General features: G+C 75.0%; 15 protein-coding genes. 1 reads left to right on the top strand and 14 read right to left on the bottom strand.

Features of this window, described 5'->3' with window-relative positions:
- Positions 1–51: 51 nt before the first annotated feature.
- Positions 52–1845, top strand: coding sequence for a type VII secretion protein EccE (locus FXF68_RS40020; protein ID WP_148768043.1), 1794 nt, complete (start codon positions 52–54; stop codon positions 1843–1845).
- 40 nt (positions 1846–1885) lie between these two features.
- Here the strand turns inward: FXF68_RS40020 and FXF68_RS40015 are convergent, their stop codons facing one another.
- From FXF68_RS40015 to eccCa, 14 genes are all read right to left on the bottom strand, one after another.
- Complete coding sequence (locus FXF68_RS40015; protein WP_187438358.1) at positions 1886–2377, bottom strand: YbaB/EbfC family nucleoid-associated protein; 492 nt, start codon at positions 2375–2377, stop codon at positions 1886–1888.
- A gap of 16 nt (positions 2378–2393) precedes the next feature.
- A complete protein-coding gene (locus FXF68_RS40010) occupies positions 2394–3866 on the bottom strand; it encodes a WXG100 family type VII secretion target (protein ID WP_148768041.1) in 1473 nt (490 codons plus the stop codon).
- Positions 3867–3894: 28 nt separating this feature from the next.
- Positions 3895–5409, bottom strand: a complete 1515-nt coding sequence (locus FXF68_RS40005) for a hypothetical protein (RefSeq protein ID WP_148768040.1) — start codon at positions 5407–5409, stop codon at positions 3895–3897.
- A gap of 49 nt (positions 5410–5458) precedes the next feature.
- Positions 5459–5830: a WXG100 family type VII secretion target gene (locus tag FXF68_RS40000; protein ID WP_148768039.1), complete on the bottom strand. Its 372-nt coding sequence runs from the start codon at positions 5828–5830 to the stop codon at positions 5459–5461.
- A gap of 130 nt (positions 5831–5960) precedes the next feature.
- Positions 5961–6278, bottom strand: coding sequence for a WXG100 family type VII secretion target (locus tag FXF68_RS39995; RefSeq protein ID WP_148768038.1), 318 nt, complete (start codon positions 6276–6278; stop codon positions 5961–5963).
- 56 nt (positions 6279–6334) lie between these two features.
- The gene (locus FXF68_RS39990; protein WP_148768037.1) at positions 6335–6670 is read right to left on the bottom strand and encodes a WXG100 family type VII secretion target; all 336 of its coding nucleotides are present in this window, start codon (positions 6668–6670) and stop codon (positions 6335–6337) included.
- Positions 6671–6752: 82 nt separating this feature from the next.
- Positions 6753–7871, bottom strand: coding sequence for a hypothetical protein (locus FXF68_RS39985; protein ID WP_148768036.1), 1119 nt, complete (start codon positions 7869–7871; stop codon positions 6753–6755).
- Positions 7868–9397, bottom strand: coding sequence for a LysM peptidoglycan-binding domain-containing protein (locus FXF68_RS39980; RefSeq protein WP_148768035.1), 1530 nt, complete (start codon positions 9395–9397; stop codon positions 7868–7870). The genes FXF68_RS39985 and FXF68_RS39980 overlap by 4 nt, the downstream gene beginning before the upstream one ends.
- A gap of 131 nt (positions 9398–9528) precedes the next feature.
- Positions 9529–12876 carry a right-handed parallel beta-helix repeat-containing protein gene (locus FXF68_RS39975; protein WP_148768034.1) on the bottom strand — a complete coding sequence of 1116 codons (3348 nt, stop codon included), beginning with the start codon at positions 12874–12876 and terminating at the stop codon, positions 9529–9531.
- 320 nt (positions 12877–13196) lie between these two features.
- The gene (locus tag FXF68_RS39970) at positions 13197–14519 is read right to left on the bottom strand and encodes a S8 family serine peptidase (protein ID WP_148768033.1); all 1323 of its coding nucleotides are present in this window, start codon (positions 14517–14519) and stop codon (positions 13197–13199) included.
- Between the two features lie 21 nt (positions 14520–14540).
- A complete protein-coding gene (locus FXF68_RS39965; protein ID WP_148768032.1) occupies positions 14541–17048 on the bottom strand; it encodes a hypothetical protein in 2508 nt (835 codons plus the stop codon).
- A 7-nt stretch (positions 17049–17055) separates the two neighbouring features.
- Entirely contained in the window at positions 17056–17517 is a 462-nt protein-coding gene (locus FXF68_RS39960; protein ID WP_148768031.1) for a WhiB family transcriptional regulator, read from the bottom strand.
- A gap of 128 nt (positions 17518–17645) precedes the next feature.
- The gene (locus FXF68_RS39955; protein ID WP_148768030.1) at positions 17646–18152 is read right to left on the bottom strand and encodes an Lrp/AsnC family transcriptional regulator; all 507 of its coding nucleotides are present in this window, start codon (positions 18150–18152) and stop codon (positions 17646–17648) included.
- Positions 18153–18236: 84 nt separating this feature from the next.
- Positions 18237–22205 carry a type VII secretion protein EccCa gene (gene eccCa, locus FXF68_RS39950; protein ID WP_222870324.1) on the bottom strand — a complete coding sequence of 1323 codons (3969 nt, stop codon included), beginning with the start codon at positions 22203–22205 and terminating at the stop codon, positions 18237–18239.
- Positions 22206–22285 lie beyond the last annotated feature (80 nt).

The raw sequence follows: 22285 nt of genomic DNA, 5'->3' as shown, positions 1-22285 counted from the left end.
CCGACTCCGTCTTCCGCGTAGCACGTGCAGCCCCAAGGAGTGGAGGATCCGATGGCCGCGCCCCTCGCGCACAGGACAGGACCGCCCGGCGCCGCCCGCGCGGCGGACGCCGCGCCCCGGCCGCTGCCCGTCCGCGGCACGCTGCTCGGCCTGCGCGCGGTGCAGATCGCCGCGTGGCCGCCCGCCGTCCTCGCCGTCGCCCACGGCCTGGACCGCCCCGGCGCCGCCGGCGCCGCGCTCGTCGCGACCGGCGGCGCGGTGCTCGCCGCGACGCTCACCCGGGCGGGCCACCGCTGGGGGTACCAGTGGCTCGCGACGGCGCTGCTCAGGCGCCGCCGTCCGGTGCGGGCGGCGCTCGCGCCGGACGCCGCGCCGGACCCCGGGCTCGCCGCGCTGCGCGCAACGCTGCTGCCCGAACTGCGCATCCCCCATGCCGGGCCCGCCCGGTCGAAGATCGGTGTGATCGAGGACGGCGGCGCCTGGACGGTCGTGATCTCCGTGGCGCGCGGCGCCGACGGGACCGGGCCCGCCGATCTGCTCCCGGGCGCGCTGGCGTCCGTCCTGCACGGCGACGAGATCACCCTGAGCGCCGTGCAGGTCCTGGTGCACGCGGTGCACGGCGGCCTCGGCGGACGGCCCCGCTCCGAGCTGGCGCGGATCGCGCTGCGCGTCGATCCGCGGACCGCCGGTCCGGGCAGCGAGGCGCTGCGGGTGCCGTCCTTCCAGCGCACGCTGCGGCTGCGTGCCCGCCGGGTCGTCGAGATGCTCGCCGCGGCGGGCCTGGAGGCGCGGATCATGGACGCCGGGCAGGCGCGCGCGGCGCTGCTGGCCGACGCGGCGGTGGACCCGTCCGCCGGGCGGCCGGCGCACCAGGGCTGGCGGTACTGGTCGGCCGGGCGCCACCGGCACACCGTGCTGTGGGTGCGGACGTGGCCGCGCACCGGGCTGTCGGCGTTGCAGGACGGGCTGGCGGGGCTCCCGGCGCACGGGACCGTCCTCTCCGTCACGCTGGCCCCGGCGCCAGACGGGACCGTCGCGGCCACCGCGCTCATCCGCGTGATCACCTCGGCCGGACGCGGCCGCGCCGAGGCCGCCCGGAGGGCGGCGCGCAGGCTCGCGCGCTCCCATGGCGCCCGGCTCGTGCCGCTGACCGGCGAGCACCACCGGGGGGTGCTCGCCACGCTGCCGCTCGCCCGTGCGATCGACGGCCGGGTGACGTGGCGGCACGCCCACCGGGCCGGGACCGGGCCCGCCACGGCCGTCCGCGTGGTCGGCGGCGGCCTGCCGCTCGGCCGCGACGGAACGGGAGCGCCCGTGCTCCTCCCGGCCTTCCGCGAGACGCCCACGCGGATCGCGCTGCTCGCGGACGCGCGGCTGGCCGGGGTGCTCGTCCTGCGCGCGCTGCGCTCGGGGGCCGCGGTCGGGATCGCCGGCGGCGACCAGGCCGCCTGGGCAGGGGTCGCCCGTGCCGCCGGGAGCGCCGCGGCCCGGCTCCGGATGGCGTCCCCGGACGATCCCGCTCCGGTGGAGGGGACGTGCTCGCTGCCGTGGCTGCTGGTCGGCGGAGGAGCGCCGGCGCACGAGCCGCCCGGCGCCTGGTGCACGTCCGTCGAGATCCTCGGCGAGGGAGGCGCGGGCCCGCTCGGCGCGCACGACGCCACGGTCGTCCACCGGCCCGCGGCGGCGGCCGTGGACGCGCTGTGCCGGACGTTCCGGCTGCCCCGCCGGATGGCCGACGACCTGCGGATGCTGCCGCCGCAGGCCGTCGCGCTGGTCCGCCGCGGGACGGTGCGGGTCGTCGACCTCTCGCCGACGGAGGACGAGCGCCGCCTGCTCGGCCACTGAGATCCCGGCCGCGGCGCCGGCCCGGCACCGCGGGGGGCTGTCAGCCGTCGCGCTCGCGCCGGTCGAGGAACGCGGCGAGGTCGAGGGACTCGAAGGGGTTCTCCGGAAGGATGTCGGCCAGGTCGAGCCTGCCGTTCATGACCGCGTCCCAGTCCAACCCGCGCGGCAGTGCGGGGGACAGCGTCTCGCTCATCTTCCCCATGGCCTTCTCACGCGCCTTCTCGACGGTCCGGACGATGAGGTCGGCCAGGTCGGTGGGCGCGAGGTCGCGGTAGTTCTCGTCGTTGAACTTCAGCGACACCAGTTCGCCCAGCGGGCCGACGGTGACGGTGAGGACGCGGCGGTCCGCGCTCACCGTCGTCCGGGCCTTCTTGATCTCCTCCCGCAGTTCCCGCAGCTCGCCGCGGCGTCTGCCGAAGTCCTCGACGAACTCCTCGATCATGTCGGGCAGGGCCTCGATCACGTCGGGCAGGTCCCCGATGCCGGGGTCCGCCGCACGCCGCCGGGCGCCGCCGTCTCTCTCCGATGACACGGTGGTCCTCTCCTCTTCAACGTCCAAGGGTCGGTGCGCCCGGCGCGGAGCCCCAGGCATCGTCGTCGCGGTCGACGTACTCGTTCCTGCGTTCCCGCTCGTCGTCGGCACCGCCGTACAGGTCGCCGGACAAGGGCAACGGCCCGCCCTCGGTCGTGCGGCGGCCCGTGCCGTCGGGACCCGCCGACATCAAGCCGTAGCCGCCCCCCAGCGGCATCGGCGGCGGCGCCGGAGCCCGCGGCGCACCCGGCGCTGAGGGCGGGGCGGGCTGCGGCGGCCGGTTCGCCGTTCCGCCCACCGGTGGGAAGGGCCCGGTGGTGAGCAGTCCGGTGGGAGGCACGAGGTCGGCCGCGACGACGTGCGGCGGCGCGCCGAGCGGCGGCGCGCCGAGCGTTCCGGACGGAGCGCCGCCCGGCGGCGCGGCGACGCCGCCGGGCGGGGCGCCGGCCCTCGGGCCGGTGTACGGCCGGTCGCCGAGCACGCCGTCGAACCCGGCCCCCGGACGGATCTGGAGACCGGCGGTTATCGGCGGCGGAGCGGCCACGGCGGGATCGAGCGGCACCAGCTTCGGGCCGTCGGCCGCGTCCCGCGGGACGGTGTCGAGCGCCCCGGGCTCGGTGACCAGGCTCAGACCGCCCACCCCGGGCGCCCGCGGGGCGATGATCGCGGGCGGGGCCGCGATCCCCGGGACGACCGGCGCAGGTGCCACCGGCGGAGGAACCACTGGCGGAGGAACCACCGGCGGGGGAACGACCGGCGGAGGAACCACCGGCGGAGGGACGACCGGCGGAGGGACGTCCGCGCCGTCCACGTCGGTCTTCAGCGCCGGGCCCGGGAGGTCCGCGGGGCTCGGCGGCGGGGCGTCGCCGGGGTCGGTCAGGCGGCCGCCCGCCGTGGCGTAGGCATCGGCGAGCGTGGTGATGATCCGCCGCATCTCCTTGTTGAGGGCCGCCTCGATCTCCGGATACCGGCTCACGTCGACGGTGGGCCCGGCGCCGCCGTTCTCGACGTAGGGAGCCGGGCCGATGTCGGCGGGTGGGGGGCCGTTGCCCGAGTTGTACGCGGTCGCCGCCGTGTTGTAGGCCGTCACGTCGTCGTTGTAGCGGTCGATGGTGTCCTGCGCGGCCTGGGTCATCGCCTCCTTCACGGCCGTCCGCGCGTCGGTCAGGTCATCACCGGCGGTGTCGAGCACGCTCTGGTAGGACGGCGGCCCGCCGAGCACGTCGGCGTGCCCCACGACGATGGTGAGCACCTCGTTCATCAGTCCGGTGAACGCGACCGAGGCCGGTCCCGCCCAGGTGCCGCCGGGCCCGGTCAGGTCCTCGGTGCCCTTCTTGCCCGCGGCGGCGACGTCGTCGAGCTTGTCCTTGGCATGGGCGAAGTGCGTCCCGGCGTCCTCGAACGTCTTCGGCGTCCCGGCCAGGACCGCCGCCTGCACCTGCTGCCAGGTCCAGTTCGCGTAGTCTCCGCCGTCGAACGGTGGCGCCATCGTCCGCCTCCTCGGGTCCGGCGCGCGGTCAGCGGCCGAGGACGCCGGCCCCGGCCTCGGACTCGGCGCCCCAGATCTCCTCGTCCTCGGTCAGCCAGGTCGTGCGCTCGCGGTTCTGCTCGCCGCCGCCCGCACCGCCCGGCGCGCCCATGCCGCCGCCCATGGGCGCGGGGCCGCCCGTACGGGTCCGGCCGCCAAGGCCCTTCGCCCCGAACACGGCCTCCCCCGCCTTGGCGCCCCGCGGACCGGCCGACCCCGGCGGCGGCCCGCCGGACGTGAGCCTGCTCAGGTTGGGCGGGGCGACGCCGAGCTTCTTCAGGTTGTTCAGCAACCGGGCATCGGACAGTCTGGGCGACCTGATCCCCGGAACCGTGAGCGACCTGCCACCGGGCACCCTCAGGTTCCCGGTCCGCGGGACGCCCGGCAGCCGGCCGACGGGCCCGAGCGGTCCCGGGCCCACCAGGTTCGAGCCCACCAGGTTCGGGCCCGCCGGGTTCGGGAGCGCTCCGGCGCCCGGCAGGTTCCGCTCGGCCTCGTCGGCGGCGCGCCTGGCCGCCTCCGCGGCCTGCCTCCGGGCCGCCTCCTGAGCCGCCGCCTGATCGGCGCCCGGGTTCCCCGGGGCGCCGAGCAGCGCCTGGCCCGGCAGGTTCCTCTTGGCCTGCTCGGCGGCCTTCTCGGCGTCCAGCGCCGCCTTCTCCTGCGCCTCGTTCTGCGCCTTGGCGAACTCGTCGGCCGCGTCCTTCTGCTCGTTCTTCAGGTCGTCCAGGTCCTTCTTGGCCTTGTCCTTGAACTTGTCGAGGTCCTCCTTGTATTTGTCGGGGTCCTTGTCCTTGTCGGGGTCCGGGAGCCCGCCGCCGGGCCCCGGTCCGGCCGGGAGCGGCGCCGCGGGCGCCGGCATTCCGTTGCGCGACTTGCGGTAGTTCTGCGCGAGCTCGTTTATCGTTTTCCGCATCTGCACGGACAACTCGTTGTCCATCTCCGGATATTGGGAGATGTGGACGATCGTCGTCCCGTTCTGGTCGTGCCAGGGCTTCGGCCCGCTCAGGTCGGTGACGTTCGACTGGCCGATCGTGTACGTGTGCTCGTCCGTCCAGCGTTCGATGACGCGCCTGGCCATCTCGGAGTCCTGGCTGTTGACCGTGTTGATCGCCCAGGTGAGATAGCCGGCCGCGTCGTCCAGCGTCGTCTTGTAGGACGGAGGCCCGGCCAGCGGATCCGCGTGGGCCTTCACCGAGGCCATGGTCTTCAGCGCCAGGCCCTTGAACGCCGTGGCGGCCTCGCCCTTCCACAGCGGGTCGTCAAAGCCGACCAGGGAGTCGGTCCCGGCCTTCATGTTCTGCCAGGTGGTGTCCAGCGCGGTGTAGGCCGCGTCGAAATGGCCTCCCGCGGTGACGAGCGTCGACGGATTGGACGTGCCGCCGAGCGAGTTCTGCGCGGTCTGGAAATCGGTGTTCACCGAGCCGGTGATCGCCATTTTGATCTTGCGCCAGTCCCAGCCGTCGTACTTGTCGTCGTCCGGCGAAATGTCCTTGTCATCAGGCATGGCAAAACCTCTCGGAAATCAGGGGGGCGGGAGAACGGTGCGCGCGGCCTCAGCCGGCCGGTCCGGCGGGCAGCAGGGGCTCGATCTTCCCGATGAGTTCCCCGACCTTCGCGGCGAGGTCGGTGTTGAGCGCCTCCGTGGTGTCGTATTTCTTGGCCATGTCGTCCAGTTCGGTCGCGAACCGCTCGACGGCCAGTTTCAGGCTCGCCAGGTGCGCGGAGTACTGGTCGGCCCGCCCCCCCTGCCCCCAGCCGATCAGGTCGCGCAGCAGGTTGGCGTCCTTGAAGTTCCCGGCCGTGACGTCGACCTGGTTGATCCTGTTCTGGGCGTCCTCGATCGACGGGATCTGGTCGCGCAGCATCTTCGCGAAATTGCGCAGCGCCTGCGGCGTGACCTTGATCTCCTTGTCCTTCGCTGCCATGACTCCCCCTTCGCGGGACGTGCGGCGAAAGGCCGGCGCGGGCGCCGTTCACCACCCGCGCCGGCCCTGTCGGCGAGCCGCGCCGGGCTGCCCGGCCTGGTGCAGCCCGCGCTCGGCCCCGGGCCGCCGGTCAGCCGTAGACGTTCTGCCAGGCCTTCCTGTTGACGGCCTCGGTCACGTCCACGTTGTCCACCATCTTCTGCAGGGTGGCGCCGCCGGTGAGGGCGGCGCCGTGCATCTGCGCGGCGGACTGGTTCCAGATGAGCTGCTGGGTGTCGTACTCCTGCCGCTCCGTGCCCTGCCAGTTCTCGTCGCCCAGGAGCAGCTTGATATCCCGGTCCATGTTGGTGAGCGTCTGCTGGATCTGGGTGGCGGCGTTGTCCATCCTCGTGGTGATGTCGTCCATCATCACGCGCTGCATCCGCATCCGGCCGTCAGCGGGTGGCATGATCGTTCTCCTTCCCGGCCGGGCTCACCGGCCGTTCGTCGACTGGGGTGCGCCGGTCACACCGGCAGGCGGAGCGCCTCGACCTCGGCGACCGCGGCGTCGGCATGGGTGCTGTTGTCCAGCTCCCGCTGGTCGTTGGCGTCCCTGTTGCCGCCCATCGTGATCTTCACGGCGATCAGCGCCTCGATGATCCGGTGGTACTTGGCGTCCCAGGCGAACATCGCGCCCAGGTGCTTGTTGGCCGCCCCGGACTCGAAGCTGGCCCCGAGGTCCTCAAGCGTGCGGAGCATGTCCTTGCGGATGGCCGCCAGCACGTCGATGTGCTGGTCGATCTTGTTCGCCGCCTCTCCCATCGCGGCGCTGTCGGTGATCTTCAGGTCGCCTGCCGCCATGTCTCACCGCCTCTGTTCTGGCCTTCTCCAGGCCGGTCGAAGGTGTCTGCGCCCGTAGCTACGCGGTCTTCCAGGGGCGGGTTCACGGGTTCCGCCGCGTTTCCGGACGGGCGGCCCAGGGGGACTCATGGGCGCCGGGCCCCCGAGCGCTCCGGGACGGATCCGCCGTCCCTACCGGTTCCAGGAGCTCCTGGAGGGCCCGGTGCATGCGGACGCCGTCCGGCACCGGCGGCACGTAGTTCCGGTTGCGGATGTGGGCGACCAGCCCGGGGTCGGGTGACAGCCTGTGCTCCGCCAGGTAATAGGCGACGGCGTCGGTCCAGATCCAGTGGCCGTCGGTGCGGAAGCTCATCGGCACCACGGCTCTCCGGGCGGTGTCCACCACGTCGTCCAGCCGCGCCTTGGTGATCATCAGTGGCGCCGCGGAACGCAGATAGGCCAGCAGCCGGTCGCGCTCCGCCGCGTCGTGGATCCGGGCGTGGTCGTCCCGGTAGCGGGGGCCGGTCTCCGGATCGATCTCGCCGAAGGTGCCCGCGACCCGGACCGGAGCGTCGTCGGCCGCCCAGATCAGCTCGCCGTGCCCGCGGGCCAGCCGCTGGTAGAGCGGCAGCTCGCGGCCGGTCCGGTACACCTCGGCCGACGGCTCGGGCTCGCCCGCGGCCGCCAGCGCGTCCTGCAGGCTCCCCGTGACCGCCACCGGATCGGCGGCGGCCATCTCCGCGACGTACACGCGGCGCGGCGGCGGCCACGGCGCGCCGTCGGCCGGGACCCGCCACGCCCGCCACAGGCCGATCACGCCCGGTTCCGCGGCGGCCCACCGCACGGCCGCCGGATCCGGATCCCGCCCCCCGTCCCCGTCCGGTGGCCTTCCGGCCCGCGCGTCGAAGAGATAGGGCAGGGCGGCCCGGTCGCCGCCCTGCTCGGCCTGCGCCAGGATCGCCGGGTCCGCCCCGGCCTCCTCCAGCAGCTCGGCCAGCAGCTCGACGTCCTCGAACGTCAGCGGGATCCGCTGCTGGAGGGCCGCGAGCGTGACGGCCCTCGCCATCTCCCCCGGGCGCCCCCGGGCCGCCAGGCTCCGGGCCCGCGCGACCAGCGGGACCGGGGCCCTGGCGGCCAGCCGCAGCAGCATCTCGTGGCATGCCTCCGACCGCGCCTCATCCGCTCCGGTCGCCCCCTCCGGAAGCCCGGTTCCGCCGCTCATGCCCGCAACTCCTGCGGGTCCGGGGCCGACCGCGCCCGCGGGACGCGGTTCGGCGTCACGGTCATCAGGCAGGACGCCCCCGCTCCGCCGAGCCGCAACCGGACGATCCGCGGCCCGCCGGGCGGGTCGGGCTCGGCGGCGCTCTCCGCCGCCATCACGGCGACGACCGGGCCGCGCCCGCCGCCGGGGGCGAGGGCGCTCAGCGCCCGGACCCGGCTCACCCTCGGGCCGTCCGGCATCTCCGCCAGGACCTCGCCGACCAGCGCGACGGAGGCATGCCCGGCATCGGTGGACAGCTGGTGGACCAGCGCCTCGGCGAGGCGGGCCACGGCGTCGGCGGGCCCCTTGATCCCGACGGTGCCCGAGACGGCGCCGAGGTCGAGGAACAGGCAGCCCCTGGACGCGGCCCCGAGGCAGACCACGGCCAGACCGTCCGGGACGTCGTGCGGCAGCGGCCGCCAGAACGTCGCCTTGGCGTGTCCGCTGATGGCGAGCGTCACCAGGTCGTCGCCGAAGCCCACCTCGTACTCGACCAGCGGGGGAAGGTCGGGCATCGTCAAGTCCGCCGGCGGCGGCGCGGCGAGCGGGACCGGGCCGGGCCGGCCGAAGGGGTCTGAGCGCGGAGGCGGGCCGTCGTGTCCGTCGCGATCCGGGCGCGGCCGGACGGCGGCACGGGGCAGGGCCCAGAGCTCCGGCGACTCCGGGCGCCGGATGGTCTCCCCGTCCGGCGGCCAGAATCCCGGCGCGTTCTCCTGGTGCCAAGCGTCGTTCCGCTGGGGCCAGGCGTCGTTCTGCGGGGCCCAGGCGTCGGCCTGCGGGGCCCAGGCGTCGGCCTGCGGGGGCCAAGCGTCGTTCTGCTGGGGCCAGGCGTCGTCCGGGGGCTCCGTCCGGCGCCGGCGGAACAGGCGGCGGCCGGAGTCGTCCGCCTCGTCGTCAGGACCCCAGAAGCCGGTGTCGACGGCCTGGCGGGCGGCGGCGGTCTCCTGCTCTTCGGCGCGCCGCCGCCGTGCGTCGCCGGCGATCCGCCGCTTGGCGCGCAGCGAGGTGATCCCGCCCGTCAGGAGGACGACCCCGATGAACGTCCCGGCGCCCGCCGCCAGCGCCGGGACGACCGGCAGCGAGCAGAGCGGACCGTCGGCCCGGGCGGCCTCGGCCCCGGCCGGCGCGGCGGGCACGCCGGACGCGGACGGTTCGCCCGTGCGCACGCCCGGCCCGGCCGCGTCGGCGGGCAGGACCAGAACCCAGCCGGGCTCGATGGTCGCCGGGCTGGTCAGGCGTCCGCCGCCCGGCTGCGGCCGGCCCTTGTTCAGCTCGAAGATCTCCTCGGCGCGGGCGCCGTCGCGCAGCGTCCGCCGGGCGATGTCGTACAGGAACTCCGGTCTCCCGTCCCGCGGCCGGGCCACCACGTAGTACTTCACGTCCGCGGCCGCCGCCAGGACCGCGTGGACGGGAACCGGCCCGGCGGCCGGCAAGGGGGCGACAGCGAGCCCCCCGGCGAAACCGAGGACGAGGAATACGGACTTCATCGCCAATCTTTTCAACATTTCCCAGCATCCCCTTGCCGCCATGAAATGGCATGGTCGTCATTACTGCTCGTATTTGGGTTCACAGTGGATCGGCCTGCCGCCATTCCGCTGTTTCGGTGCCGGCGCGCGAATCAGCCGGGCAGATCTCCCGGGAGGATGACGCGGAGGTCGTCGGGCGTCGGTTCGGCCAGCCGGCTCACACGGGTGGCGTGCCGGGCGACCATTCCGTCCATCACCTGGCGGCAGTAGCGGCCGTTGCCGTGCGGTTTGTCCACCGGAAGCCGCACGTAGTGCCCGAGCAGCCCGCGCACGGTCTCGGGCGCGAGTTCGTAGCCGGCCGCGCCCGCGTGCTGCTGGGTGATGGTGACCATCTCCTCCGGGCTGTAGTCCGGGAACTCGATGCGGTGGGTGAAGCGGGATCCGAGCCCTGGGTTGGACTCCAGGAACCGCCGCATGCGGTCGGTGTAGCCCGCAACGATGACCACGGTCTCCTCGCGGTGGTCCTCCATCAGCTTCACCAGCGTGTCCACGGCCTCCCGGCCGAAGTCGGCCTCGTCGGCGCCCTTGGGCGTCAGGGTGTACGCCTCGTCGATGAACAGCACGCCGCCGCGGGCCCGGTCGAAGACCTCCCTGGTCTTGATGGCGGTCTGGCCGCGGTACTGGCCGACCAGGTCGGCGCGGGCGACCTCGGTGACGTGGCCGGCGGCCAGCACGCCCATCGCCGCCAGCAGCCGCCCGTAGAGCCGCGCGACGGTGGTCTTGCCGGTGCCGGGCGGCCCCGAGAACACCAGGTGGCGGCTCAGCGAGGGGGCCGGTAGCCCCGCATCCCTGCGCCGCCGCGCCGTCCGCAGCAGGTCGACCAGACCGGTGACCTCCTGCTTGACCTGGGCGAGGCCGACCATCCCGGCGAGCGTCTCCAGCAGCGTCTCCAGGTCCTCGCCCTGGGCGCGGGCCCCGGCGGCCACTCCGGAGCCGGGGGCCTCGCCGACGTCCTCGGGAAGCAGGCGGGTCAGGTCGCCGGGGGTGAGCTCGGTGCTCTCGGCCAGCCGCCGCGCCTGCCGGTCGACCATCTCCTCGAACGTCTTCCGGGCGGCCCGCGCGTTGCCGAACGAGGTGTCGCGGCGCATCCGGTCGAACCGCTCCAGCAGCGCCCGGCGGGCGCTCTCGTCCAGCTCGAAGCGGTGCCGCTCGCACATCGCCTCGACGATCGTCACCAGCTCGGCGCCGGTGTAGTCGGCGAACTCGATCGTGCGGCTGAACCTGGAGGCCAGTCCCGGGTTGGAGTCGAGGAACCCGCGCATCTCGTGGGAGTAGCCCGCCACGATCACCACCAGGTCGGCGCGGTGGTCCTCCATCAGCTTGACCAGGGCGTCGACGGCCTCGCGGCCGAAGTCGGGCCCGGCGCCGCCCTCGCCCCCCGCCGACAGCGCGTAGGCCTCGTCGATGAAGAGCACCCCGCCGAGCGCGCTCCGCACGACCTCCGTCGTCTTGATCGCCGTACCCCCGACGATCTGCGCGACCAGGTCGGCGCGGGCCACCTCCACGACGTGCCCGGAGCGCAGCAGCCCGAGCGCCGCCAGGATCCGCCCGTACAGCCGGGCGACGGTGGTCTTGCCGGTGCCGGGCCCTCCGGTGAAGACCAGGTGGCGGCTCATCGGCGGGACGGGCAGGCCCATCTCCTCCCGGCGCCGGGCCAGGTTGATCAAGCTGATGAGGGTGGCGACCTCCTTCTTCACGCCGTCCAGGCCGATGAGGTCGGCCAGCTCCGCCTGCAGCGCGGCCAGGGTCTCGGCGCCACCGCCCGGGTCGCCGGACGGCAGGGCGCCCGCAGCCTCGGGATCGGCGCCCGCCGTCCCGGACCCGCCGGGGCCGGTCCCGTCCGCGGCGGCGGTTCCGTAGGCGTCGGGGCGCCCGTTGCCCCGGCTGGTCAGATCCTCGACGGTCAGCCGCGCGTCCGGCGAGGTCTGGCGCAGTCCGGACCCGGCGTTGTCGCGGACCAGGCACCGGGTCACCGAGACCGATTCGGCGGCCTCCACGACCACCCCGTCCGCGCCATTGCCGAAGACCTCCGAGTCGCTGACGGTGCCCCGCGCCCGCGCGCCGAAGCGCAGCCCCGGGCCCTCGCAGTCGTGCACTCGGCAGCGGGTCAGCGCGGCCTCCCCGTCGTCGCCGACGACCACGCCTGTCCGCGCCGACAAATCGCATTCCTGGAGCGCGACCGCGCCCCCGGCGGTGACCTCGACGGCGGGCCCGTCCCCCCGTGTGAAGCTCGTGCCGCCCGCCTCGAACCGCGCGTCCGCGCCCACGACGAGCCCGGTGCCGCCGTTCCCGCCGATCTCGCAGTCCTCGATCCGGCCGCGTCCCCCGTCGACCACGACGATCCCGTGGCCCGCGCAGCCGCGCACGGTGCTGCGCCGCAGCGTCGGGCTCGCGCCGTTCTTGACGCCGACGCCGTAGGAGTGGCAGGCGTCGATGTCCAGCTTGAAGAACTCTCCGCCCGAGTCGTCGAGCACCGCCACGGCCACGTCGGCGCAGTCCCGGACCCGGACGTCGGAGAAGGACGGCTCGGCGCCGCCGTCCACCCAGATCGCCGCCCCCTGCGCGCCGGTGATGTCGAGGTCCTCGAAGGTGCCCTTCGCCCGGTCGGTCACCTGGACTCCGTGGCCGGCGGCGCCCGAGACGCGGCAGCCGCGCAGGGTCGGCGCCGCGCCCGCCGCCAGGGCGACGCCGTGCGAGCCCGTGCCGAGCACCGTGCAGTCCTCGATCAGCGGGGCGCCGTCGCTGGCGACGTACACGCCGATGCCGGAGGTGTCGCGGATGGTGCAGCGCACGATCGAGGTGGAGCTGTGCTGTTCGAGGGCGACCGCGGGCCTGTCCGCCTCCGACAGTTCGCACTCCTCGACGGCGCCCCGGGCGCTGCCCATCGCGCACACCGCGTTGCCCCCGGCGGCGCGCAGCCGGGACAGCCGGACGCGCAGGTCGGCACGGTCGGCGACGACGACCGCCGAACTGCCCACCGATTCGATCACGGTGCGCTCCACCGTCCCGCCGCCGGAGTCGACGGCGACGACGCCCGCGCCTTCGGGGTTGGTCACCCGGCAGTCCGCCATGCGGAGCTCGCCCCGCGCCCTGACCAGCACGGCGGACCAGGCCGCGCCGATGACCTCGCAGTCGCGGACCGTGCCCGCGCCGAGGGGCACGTCCAGCGCGGGATGCTCGGCCGTGCCGCGCAGAACGAGCCCCTCCAGCACCACTTGCTCGGCCGCCACCACCACGGCGCTGCCGCCGGCGGGGCCCGTGAGCTCCACCGCGCCGCGCCCGCCGTCGGCGACGATCGTCACGTTCCGGTCCGCGACGACCGTCTCCTCGTACCTGCCGGGCGATACGCGGACCACGCCGCCGGCGGGGGCCATCGCGACCGCCTCGGCGACGGTCGCGTAGCAGTGCGGATGCCCGGATGCCACGACCAGGACCGACATCAACCCACCCCCATCGGGGAAACGGTTCTACGGACGAAACCGCGGACGGACCGCGGACGGTCTGCGTGCCGCGGCGCTGGGCGCGCGCTCCCTGGCAGACCACCTGGAACTACGCACCGGCGGCGCCGCGGTTCACCAGGGACGGACGGAATCAGGAGTAGAGGCCGCGGGTGCTGTGGTCCAGGCGAGAGCCTGGTTGTTCCACATCCATTCCAGGTACGACACGATGACGCCGTCTCCAGAATCTCGTTGATCGCGGAAAATCCGCGTCTCCGGAAAGGCGTTGACTTTTCGCGCCATTTTGGGTGACGCTCGACAGCCTACGAAGGGAACCTTTCTCTGCTGTCGAACAATTGTTGCGCGCCGCGCTCGTTCCGTTGCGGAGGGGGGTCTTCTCGTCCGGTCCCGGCGGCGTCGCGTCCACCGGGCCGCCAACCCCGCCCGCGTCCCGATCGGACCACCGCGGCGACGACGCCCACCACCACGACCGCCCCGCTGACCACCATGACCAGCGTGAGCGCCCGGTCGACGGCCCGCTCGTCCGCCGGCACGCGCTCCGGCAGGGCCACGGACGGCGCCCGTCCCGCCGCCCGCTCGCCGGGGATCACCGCGCCGACCGCGTCCACCGGGTTGACCGTCCCCCATCCGACACCGGGGTCGGGGACCCGTGCGCCCGGACGGGTGGCGGTGTCGAGCAGACGGCGCTTCACCTGAGCCGCCGGCTCCTCGGGACGGTAGGCCCGGACCAGCGCGGCCGTCCCCGCGACGTAGGCCGCCGCGTACTCGCCGCCCGAATCCGCCACCTGCCCGGGGCCGCGGACGCCGAGCCCCACCAGGTCCGCGGCCGGCGCCGCCAGATCCACCCGCGCCGCGGGCCGGTCGCCCGCGGCGCTCCCAGGCCCGGCCGGAGCCCCGCCCGCGGCGCCGACGGGCGTCCCGGCCTGGTCGGTACCGGCGACGGCGACGACGGCCGGGTACGCCGCCGGGTGCCGCCTGGAAGCCGCGTCGCGGTCGGGTGCGACCGCGGCGCGGTCGTCGAGGGCCGGGGCCACCAGCAGCACGTCCCGTGCCGCCGCGTCCGCCACCGCGCGGGCGAGCCGCGCGTTCCCCGCGACCGGCGGGACCGCCACCGAGATCACCTTCGCTCCGCCCGCGACGGCCGCGTCGATACCGGCCGCGAGCCCGGTCGCGGTCGGCTCCTCGCCGTCCCGCGCGACGCGCACCGGAAGGACCGTCGCGCCGGGCGCCACGCCCGCGAAGCCCACGCCCGGGACCGGCCGCGCGGCCACGATGCCCGCCGCGAACGTTCCCGACCCGGCGCAGTCGTCGTCGGCGCGGCCCCCGGACGCCACGTCCCGGCCCGGGCGCACACGTCCGCGCAACTGCGGGACGTCGCCGTCCGTCCCGGTGCCCAGGACGGCGACCACGATCCCCTCTCCTCGGGTCAGGTTCCAGGCTCGCCCGGGGGCGAGGGCCTGTTGCGCCCAAGGGGTCTCCGCCGACCGGTCGGCGGCCGGTTCGGCGCATCGGCCGATCCGCGGGGCGGTCCCGGCGGCCGCGCCGACGCCCACGCCGATCAGGGGCGCTCCGGCGACGAACAGGACGGGCACCGCCACGACCGCGCGGCGAACACTGAAGGGCATGGCGATGCTCCTCTCGATGGGTCACGGATGTTGGTCGGTGCTGATCCGGGCGGATGTGAAACGGCGCCCGGCGTCGTCGAGGCAGAGGGCGAATCCGTCCGCCGCTGGCGCGTCCGGCGCGGGCGGCTCGGGGTGTCCGGCCACCGCCGCGCGGAGCCGCTCCAGCGTCGCCGGGCCGCTCTGGGCGAGTTCGGCCGGAGCGTCCGCCCGGATCCGCTCGTCGAGGTAGACCACTCGACGGGCGCCCTGGTCCACGGCGAGGACGGCGAACAGCGACCCGGCCGCGAAGAGCACCTCGCCCGGATCGTCGCCGGCGTCCAGCAGGCCGATCCGGCGCGCCGTCCGCGACCACACCGCGAACAGCGTGTCGCCCCGGCGCGCGGGCGGCCTGCCGGTGGCCCGGACGAACGCGGGTTCCACCAGCACCTGCCCCGGCACGTAACCCGCCGCCCGCGGCCCGCCGAGATCCGCGGTCAGGAAGACCGGTCCCCGGTCGGCCGCGAGGAGGCGCAGCGCCGAGATGACGCACGCGGCCTCGGCGGCGCGCCCGCCGGGCTCGCCCGACCGCAGCGCGGCGTCGAGATCCGGCAGGTCACCGCTCAGATAGGCGCGCAGGGCCGACAGATCCGTCGCGATCGCGTCGGCGGGCTCCCGCGACAGCGCCCCGCGCAGCGCCGGCCGCTCGGTCAGCAACCGGCTCACGACGGCCTGGTGCGTGTCGCGCCGCGTCCCGCCTCCCTCCCGGAACCTCCGCCGCTCCTCCGCCGTGCTGCGGTGCCCCCGGGGGAACAGGGCCCGCACCGGCACGCTCGCGGACGCGGACGCCCGCTCGGGCGGCGACGGCGCGGTCTGCGCCCGCGGCACGGGATCCGGCGACCGGGACTGTGTGACCGGCGGGGCGGTCATCGGCGGCGGGACGGCGACACGCGGCGGCGCTTCGACGGGCGCGGGGGGCGCTTCGCGTTCCCGAGTACGGCCCGCGACGGGGGACGCTTCGCGTTCCCGGGGACGGCCCGCGACGGGGGGCGCTTCGCGTTCTCGGTGACGGCCCGCGACCAGGACGTCCTGCGGACGCGGGCTCGGCGGGAGGACGGCCATCAGCGGCGCGGGCTCGGACGCCTGCTCATGGTCGGAAGCGGGGGCGGGCAGGCGTGCGGGCGGGAAGGCCGGGCTCTCCTCAAGGCGGAAGTCCGTCCACCGCGTCGGGTCGCCGGGTGCGCCGTCGGCGACGGTGACATGGGCGCCGTAGCGGTTGGCCAGCCACTGGCCGTACGCCCGCGGCCCACCGGCGGCGGCCCCGCGCATGACGAGCCGGAAGGACCGGGCCAGCGAGGCGGGGAGCTGGTCGAGGAGGCGTTCGAGGACGGCCCGGTCCCCCGCCCGGGCGGCGTCCCCGTCGGCGAACAGCGTCACGCGCGCCTCGTCGGGCGGCACCGAGGCGGTGAGGCGCGCGGTCGCCGGGTCGTCCGAACAGCGCAGCCGCAGGCCCGCGGGGACCTCGTCGAGGCCGGCCTCACCGGAGTACCGGATCGACGTCGCGCGGGCGAGGGGCTGCCATCGAGGCGCGGGGTGCAGCGGCCCGAGCGGCTCCACGTGTCCCCCGGACGACATGCGGAGCCACCTGCCGAGCCCCCGCGGGCCCCACGCGAGGAGGGCGCCCGACCCGGGGTCCTGGACGAGCGCCGTGTCGGGCGCGACGATCTCGACCCCGTGCCGGCGGCACAGCTCCGCCAGGCCGGGACGCGTCCCGCCCGACATCGCCCCCGGCCACGCGACCCGCAGGCTGCGGGCCGCCGCCGCGGGCAGCGTTCCGAGCAGCGACTCCAGGACGGCCGGCACGGCCGATCCGGCCACGGTGGGCGCGATGGCGACGGTGGGCCGCTCCGGGTCGGGCCGGAGGCCCGCCGCGCGCCGGAGAAAGCCGACCGCGGACGACTCGTCCTGGTACACGGTGAGGCCGGCGGCGATACGGCCGGCGGTCATGCCGAGGCCGCGCAGCGGGATCTCGGTGTCCGCGCCCGCCAGCGCGGTGTCCCAGCGGGGGCTCGGGTACACCGCGCCGGCGGGCCGGGGCCGGCCGCCGGGGACGTACCGGTGCCACTGCCAGTACGCGGCGGGCTTGTTCTCGCTGAAACCCCAGGTGACCACCTGTGCGGGATGGACTTTGAGCAGGCCCGACGTGGCGATCAGGTCGAGGGAGTGGCGCTCGGCCAGCCGCTGGGCGTGCCGCGGCGCCAGTTCCGGGAGCAGCAGCCGCACCGGACGCGGCCCGTCGCCCGGCTCCGGACGGCCGAGGGCGGGCATGGCCGCGAGGGCGGCGGCCGCGGCCTCCAGCGCCGCCCCGCGGGACCCGGACCCTTGCACGGCGAGGATCGGGCGCGACGGGTCGCCGGGGATCCGCGACATCTCGTCCCGCAGTTCCGGAGAGGGCGGCCTGTCATAGAGCAGGAACCCCGCCTGGATCGGATCGGCCGCCCACCCCGCGGGGAGACCGGCCGCCCGGTCGCTTCGCCCGGCCGTCGTGGTCATCGTCCGTTCACCGGGCCCCGCTGGACGGCGGGCGGGCGCAGGCGGCCGGCTCGTCCGCGGGCGATCGCGCGCCGCTCCGCTCGGCCCGGTGGATCCGGTCCCCGAGCAGGACGGCCTCCCGGTCCCCCGTCCGCCGGGCCGCCTGCCCGGCCTTCGAACGGCGCTGCTTGCGGCGGAGGGCCGCGCGCTGTTGGGGTGTCGTCCCGCCCCATATCCCGACGGGTTCGCGACGTTCGACCGCTTCTCGGCGGCACTCCTGCTGCACGGGGCATCCAGCGCAGACGGCCTTGGCCTGGGCTATCCGGCGCTTGCCGTCGGACACCGGGTCGGACACCGGGTCGGGCGCGGAACCGGAGGCGGCGTCGGGAAAGAAGACCTCGGGATCGACATCGCGGCAGGCGGCCGAACGGCGCCATTCGGTGCCGTCCCCCGATTCCGCCGGACGAATCTGTTCCTCGCTAACGGACATTTCCGCTCTCCCGAACTGGCAGGCTGAGTGAACCGGACAGGACGAGCCCGCGGCAAAGGGCGCGGACTTCAGGTCTCGTAGTGGAATACGGGCAATTCATGGGCCGGTTCACTTTCAAGTCCGGACGCTCACCGCTTCGCACCCGCCTGGGGAGCGTCCGCCCGCGTGCGGTCCCTTCGCGTGTGCCGCTCGATGAGCCGCGACAGAACGATGACGCTGCGGGTCCGCAGGACGTCGGGTTCGAGCCGGATGCGTTCCAGCGTCCTCTCGAGGTGTTCGAGGTCGTCGGCGCAGAGCCGGACCACGGCGCTCGGCGCTCCGGCGACGACGCAGATCTCGGCGACCTCCGGATGACGCTCCATGGCGCAGCGGATGTCCGCGCGGGAGGTCCGCTCCGCGCAGTAGAGCTCCACGTAGGCCTCGGTCCGCGGACTTCCGTGGCCGCGATCCACCATCGCGGTGAAGCCGCGGATCACTCCCCGGTCGCGCAATCGGTCGACACGCCGTTTCACCGCCGAGGCCGAAAGGCCGACATCGGCTCCGATATCGGAGAACGTGGCGCGCGAGTGGTCGAGCAGATGCGCGACGATCCTCCGGTCGAGTTCGTCGCCGGGAAAGTGGGACGGGGGCTGCATGGGTCCTCCTTCATCGGACTCTCGCCCCATGCACGACGGGACCGGTCGCCGCGGGTGAGTACGGCCGGTTAGCAATGGGTGAACTCACCCGGCGACGAGGCCCGTCTGGACTATCGAGACGCCACGGCGGCGGGTGACGTACTGCGCGCGGCCCGGCGGGAGGAGCTGCGGCTTCACGTCGCCGAGGAAGGCGCCTTCGTCGCGCGGGCAGGACAGCAGCAGCGCCGGGGTGTTGATCTCCCAGAGGCGGCGCATCAGCGGGTCCATCATGCCGCGGACCGCGTTCGCCGTGGACCGGGCGACGACCAGGTGCAGGCCGATCTCGGCGCCCAGCGGCAGCAGGTCGAGCAGCGGCTTGAGCGGGCTGTCGAAACCGCTGCCGACCAGGTCGTAGTCGTCCACGAGAAGGTAGAGCCGCGGGCCGTGCCACCAGTCGCGGCGCGCGAGCCGCTCGGGGCTGACGTCGGCGCCGGGGACCCGCTGGCGCAGCGAGCCGACGACGTCCTCGACGTTCTTCTCCAGCGCCATGCCGGACACGGCGTATCCGAGCTTGCGCTCCGCCGGCACCACGTCGTACAGGCCCCGCCGGAAGTCGGCCAGCATGACGCGGGCCTCGTCCACGCCGAAGCGCCGGTCGACGGCGCGGGCGACGAGCCGCAGGACGTTGGTCTTGCCGCTCTCCGAATCGCCCCACACCATCAGGTGCGGCTGCTGCCCGAAGTCGTGGTGCACCGGCGACAGTGCGGCCTGGTCAATGCCGATGGCGACGCGCAGGTCGCCGTCGGGCGCGGGGAGGGAGTCCGCGGTGACCTCGTCCGGCAGCATCCGGACGGCGGGCGCGACCGGCCCGGTCCATTCGTCGGCGACGGCCCGGACCGCCGCGCGCAGGGCGTCGCCGAGGTCCTCGCCGGAGCGGGCGCCGTCGAGGCGGGGCACGGCCGCCAGGAACTGCATGCCGTCGCGGGTGAGGCCGCGGCCGGGCTCGGCGGGCACCCGGCCCGCCGCCCTCGCGTTCACCTCGGACTCGATCGGGTCGCCCAGGTGCAGCTCGAAGCGGCTGGCCAGCAGGTCGCGCAGCCACGGCCGGATCTCCGACCAGCGGGTGGCGGACACGACGAGGTGGATCCCGTAGGACAGGCCCCGGTTGGCGAGGTCGGAGACGACGCTCTCGATCTCCTCGTACTCCTGGCGCACGCTGAACCAGCCGTCGATGATCAGGAAGACGTCGCCGAACGGGTCGGCGGACGCCCACGGCTCGTTCCCGCGGCGGCGGAAGTCCTCCATCGACTCCACGCCGTGCCGGGTGAACGCCTGCTCGCGGGCGGCGAGCAGGGCGGCCATCTCCGCGACGGTGCGGACCACCCGGTCGCGGTCCGACCGGGAGGCGATCGTCCCCACGTGCGGCAGGCCGGTGAGGGAGGTGAGCGCGCCGCCGCCGAAGTCCAGCACGTAGAACTGCACCTCCTCCGGGGTGTGGGTGAGCGCCAGGCTCAGCGCCAGCGTGCGGATGAGGGTGCTCTTGCCGCTCTGCGGGGCGCCGACGATCCCGACGTGGCCCTCGCCCCCCGCCAGGTCGGCGACCAGCAGGTCGCGCACGCCGTCGAACGGCTTGTCGACGATGCCGAGGGGAACGGTGAGCCGTCCCCGGCCGGGCCAGCCCACGGTGGTCAGCCCGCGATCGGGGTCGGGCTCCAGCGAGGGCAGCACCTCGTCGAGGGTCGGGGGCTCGGCCAGCGGCGGCAGCCACACCTGGTGGGCCGGGGGCCCGGCGTCCTTGAGCCGGTCGAGCATCACCCGCATGAGGGTCGTCCTCCCGGCCTCGGCCTGCCTCTCCCCGGGCGCCTCCTCCGGCTCTTCGGCCTCGGGAGGTTCGGGGGTCTCAGGGGATTCGACGTAGACGGTGCCGTAGGGCACGACCTGCCGCCGCACCACGGCCGCCTCGTGCCTGACCCGGTCGCCCCCGTGGAAGGAACCCGAGACGTACGCGGCCTTGAACCGGGTCAGCCCCTCGGTGCCGGCCTTGAGGTACCCGTTGCCCGGCGAGGACGGCAGTTCGTAGGCGTCGGGCACGCCGAGCACGCTGCGGCTCTCGGCCACGGAGAAGGTGCGCAGCCCGATCCGGTACGACAGGTGGCTCTCCAGCTGATGGATGCGGCCCTCGTCCAGCCGCTGCGAGGCCAGCAGCAGATGGACGCCGAGGCTCCGGCCCAGCCGCCCGATCATGATGAAGAGGTCCATCATCTCCCGGCGCGAGGACAGCATCTCGCTGAACTCGTCCACCACCACGAACAGGGTCGGCAGCGCGGCCAGGGCGGCGCCGCCCACGCGCGCCTTCTCGTAGTCGAGCAGGGACGCGTGCCCGGTGCGGCGCAGCAGTTCCTGCCGCCGGACCAGTTCGCCCTGCAGCGCGTCCTGCATCCGGTCGACCAGCGGCAGCTCGTCGGCGAGGTTGGTGATGACGGCCGAGGTGTGCGGGAGCTCGTCCAGGCCGAGGAAGGTCGCGCCGCCCTTGAAGTCGACGAGCACGAAGTTGAGCGTCTCGGACGAGTGGGTGGCCGCCAGCGCCAGCACGAGGGTGCGCAGCAGCTCGCTCTTGCCCGACCCGGTCGCGCCGATCAGCATGCCGTGCGGGCCCATGCCGCCCTGCGCCGACTCCTTGATGTCCAGCTCGATGGGGGAACCGTCCTGCGCGACGCCGATCGGGACCCGCAGCCGGTCCCACGGCGAACGGCCCGCCCAGATCGTCGCGGGCTCGAAGCCGCGCGGGTCGGCGATGCCGAGCAGCGCGTGCAGGTCCAGGTCCGCGGCCAGCGGATCGTCGGCCGCCGCGCCCCGACCGAGCCTGCGGGGCGCGAGCACCTTGGCCAGGCTCCGCGCCCGGACGAGGCTGAGCGCGTCCGGCCGTCCCACCGGCGCCGGGACGTCGCGCCCGACCCGGTCCGCGCCGACCGACTCGACCCGCTCGCCGGTGACCTCCAGGCGCAGCGTCACCCGGTCGGCCTTCCACGGCAGCGCGCCGGACAGGTCCAGCACCAGCACGTTCCGGAACCCGGTGTCGCCGATGCGCGCCCCCGGCGGCGGCGCCACCCCGTCCAGGACGATGACCGTGAACGGCTCGTCCGCGGCGGGCCGGGCGGCCGGGTCGAACTTGGGCCGGTCGGCGAGGCCGTCGCCCAGCAGCCGTTCCAGCTCGGCGTAGCCGTCGGTGACCAGCCGCACCGGTCCCGCGGCGTCGGCGGCCTCCGGGTGGTGCGCGTGCGGCAGCCACTTGACCCAGTCCCACTCGTCCCGCCGGTCCGCGCGGACGCACACCGCGAGCCTCAGGTCCTCGGGCGAGTGGAAGACGACGAGCTGCGCCAGCATCGCCCGGACCAGGCCGCGGACGGCCTCGGCGTCGCCGCGGAACAGCAGCCGGGCGAAGGCCCGCAGGTAGACGGCGGTCGGGAGGTCCGGCAGCGCGGTGTAGGCGCGGATGAGCCGGCGCAGCGCGCTCGCGCACAGCGGCTCCAGGTCCTCCACCGGCTTGCTCTGCGGGGGGCGCAGCCGCACCGCCAGGCGCTGCTCGCCGACGCCGATCCGCGCCTCGCCGAAGTCGTCGTCGGTGGGCCGCCGCTCCCACAGCCGGGTCGACAGCGCCGCCGACCACAGCGACCGCGGCGGCGGGTGCCGCCAGTGCACGGCCCTGATCTGCTGCTCGGCGTGCCGGCGGACCTGGCGCCTGACCTGTGAGAGGTAGCGCAGGTAGTCGCGCCGCTCGCCGTTCATCTTCCGCTTGCGGTCGCCGGAGTTGCGCAGCGCCATCCCGACGAGCATGCCGAGGCCGGCGACCGCCATCAGACCGGCGCTGAGATAGCCCATCACCGCGCCGCCCGGGCCGACGAAGACCAGCATCATCGCGCCGGACGCGAGCGCCATCGGCAGGTACGTCACGGCCCCGATCCAGCCGCCGCCCTGCGCCTCCGGGATCGCGGGCGGCTCCTGGAGCACGATCTCGCCCTCGGGCATCTCGGGACCGGACCGCTGCGGCGGCCGCCGAACCGTGCGCGTGCCCATCGTCACTCCCCTGCGTGAACTGGCGTCCCGAACCTCTCGTAGGTCGGTTCGGAGACGCGACCGGGTCGGGCTGGTCGGAG

The sequence above is a fragment of the Actinomadura decatromicini genome, assembly GCF_008121305.1.
In the GTDB taxonomy this organism is placed as follows: domain Bacteria; phylum Actinomycetota; class Actinomycetes; order Streptosporangiales; family Streptosporangiaceae; genus Spirillospora; species Spirillospora syzygii.
Note: the sequence above shows the minus strand (reverse complement) of the source record. Positions and strands in the feature narration are given on the sequence as shown.

Bases quoted from the DNA above. Each gene is read 5' to 3' on its own strand.
- FXF68_RS40020 (WP_148768043.1), top strand. From the start codon at position 52: ATGGCCGCGCCCCTCGCGCACAGGACAGGACCGCCCGGCGCCGCCCGC.
- FXF68_RS40010 (WP_148768041.1), bottom strand. From the start codon at position 3,866: ATGGCGCCACCGTTCGACGGCGGAGACTACGCGAACTGGACCTGGCAG.
- FXF68_RS40005 (WP_148768040.1), bottom strand. From the start codon at position 5,409: ATGCCTGATGACAAGGACATTTCGCCGGACGACGACAAGTACGACGGC.
- FXF68_RS40000 (WP_148768039.1), bottom strand. From the start codon at position 5,830: ATGGCAGCGAAGGACAAGGAGATCAAGGTCACGCCGCAGGCGCTGCGC.
- FXF68_RS39995 (WP_148768038.1), bottom strand. From the start codon at position 6,278: ATGCCACCCGCTGACGGCCGGATGCGGATGCAGCGCGTGATGATGGAC.
- FXF68_RS39990 (WP_148768037.1), bottom strand. From the start codon at position 6,670: ATGGCGGCAGGCGACCTGAAGATCACCGACAGCGCCGCGATGGGAGAG.
- FXF68_RS39985 (WP_148768036.1), bottom strand. From the start codon at position 7,871: ATGAGCGGCGGAACCGGGCTTCCGGAGGGGGCGACCGGAGCGGATGAG.
- FXF68_RS39980 (WP_148768035.1), bottom strand. From the start codon at position 9,397: ATGAAGTCCGTATTCCTCGTCCTCGGTTTCGCCGGGGGGCTCGCTGTC.
- FXF68_RS39975 (WP_148768034.1), bottom strand. From the start codon at position 12,876: ATGTCGGTCCTGGTCGTGGCATCCGGGCATCCGCACTGCTACGCGACC.
- FXF68_RS39970 (WP_148768033.1), bottom strand. From the start codon at position 14,519: ATGCCCTTCAGTGTTCGCCGCGCGGTCGTGGCGGTGCCCGTCCTGTTC.
- FXF68_RS39965 (WP_148768032.1), bottom strand. From the start codon at position 17,048: ATGACCACGACGGCCGGGCGAAGCGACCGGGCGGCCGGTCTCCCCGCG.
- FXF68_RS39960 (WP_148768031.1), bottom strand. From the start codon at position 17,517: ATGTCCGTTAGCGAGGAACAGATTCGTCCGGCGGAATCGGGGGACGGC.
- FXF68_RS39955 (WP_148768030.1), bottom strand. From the start codon at position 18,152: ATGCAGCCCCCGTCCCACTTTCCCGGCGACGAACTCGACCGGAGGATC.
- eccCa (WP_222870324.1), bottom strand. From the start codon at position 22,205: ATGGGCACGCGCACGGTTCGGCGGCCGCCGCAGCGGTCCGGTCCCGAG.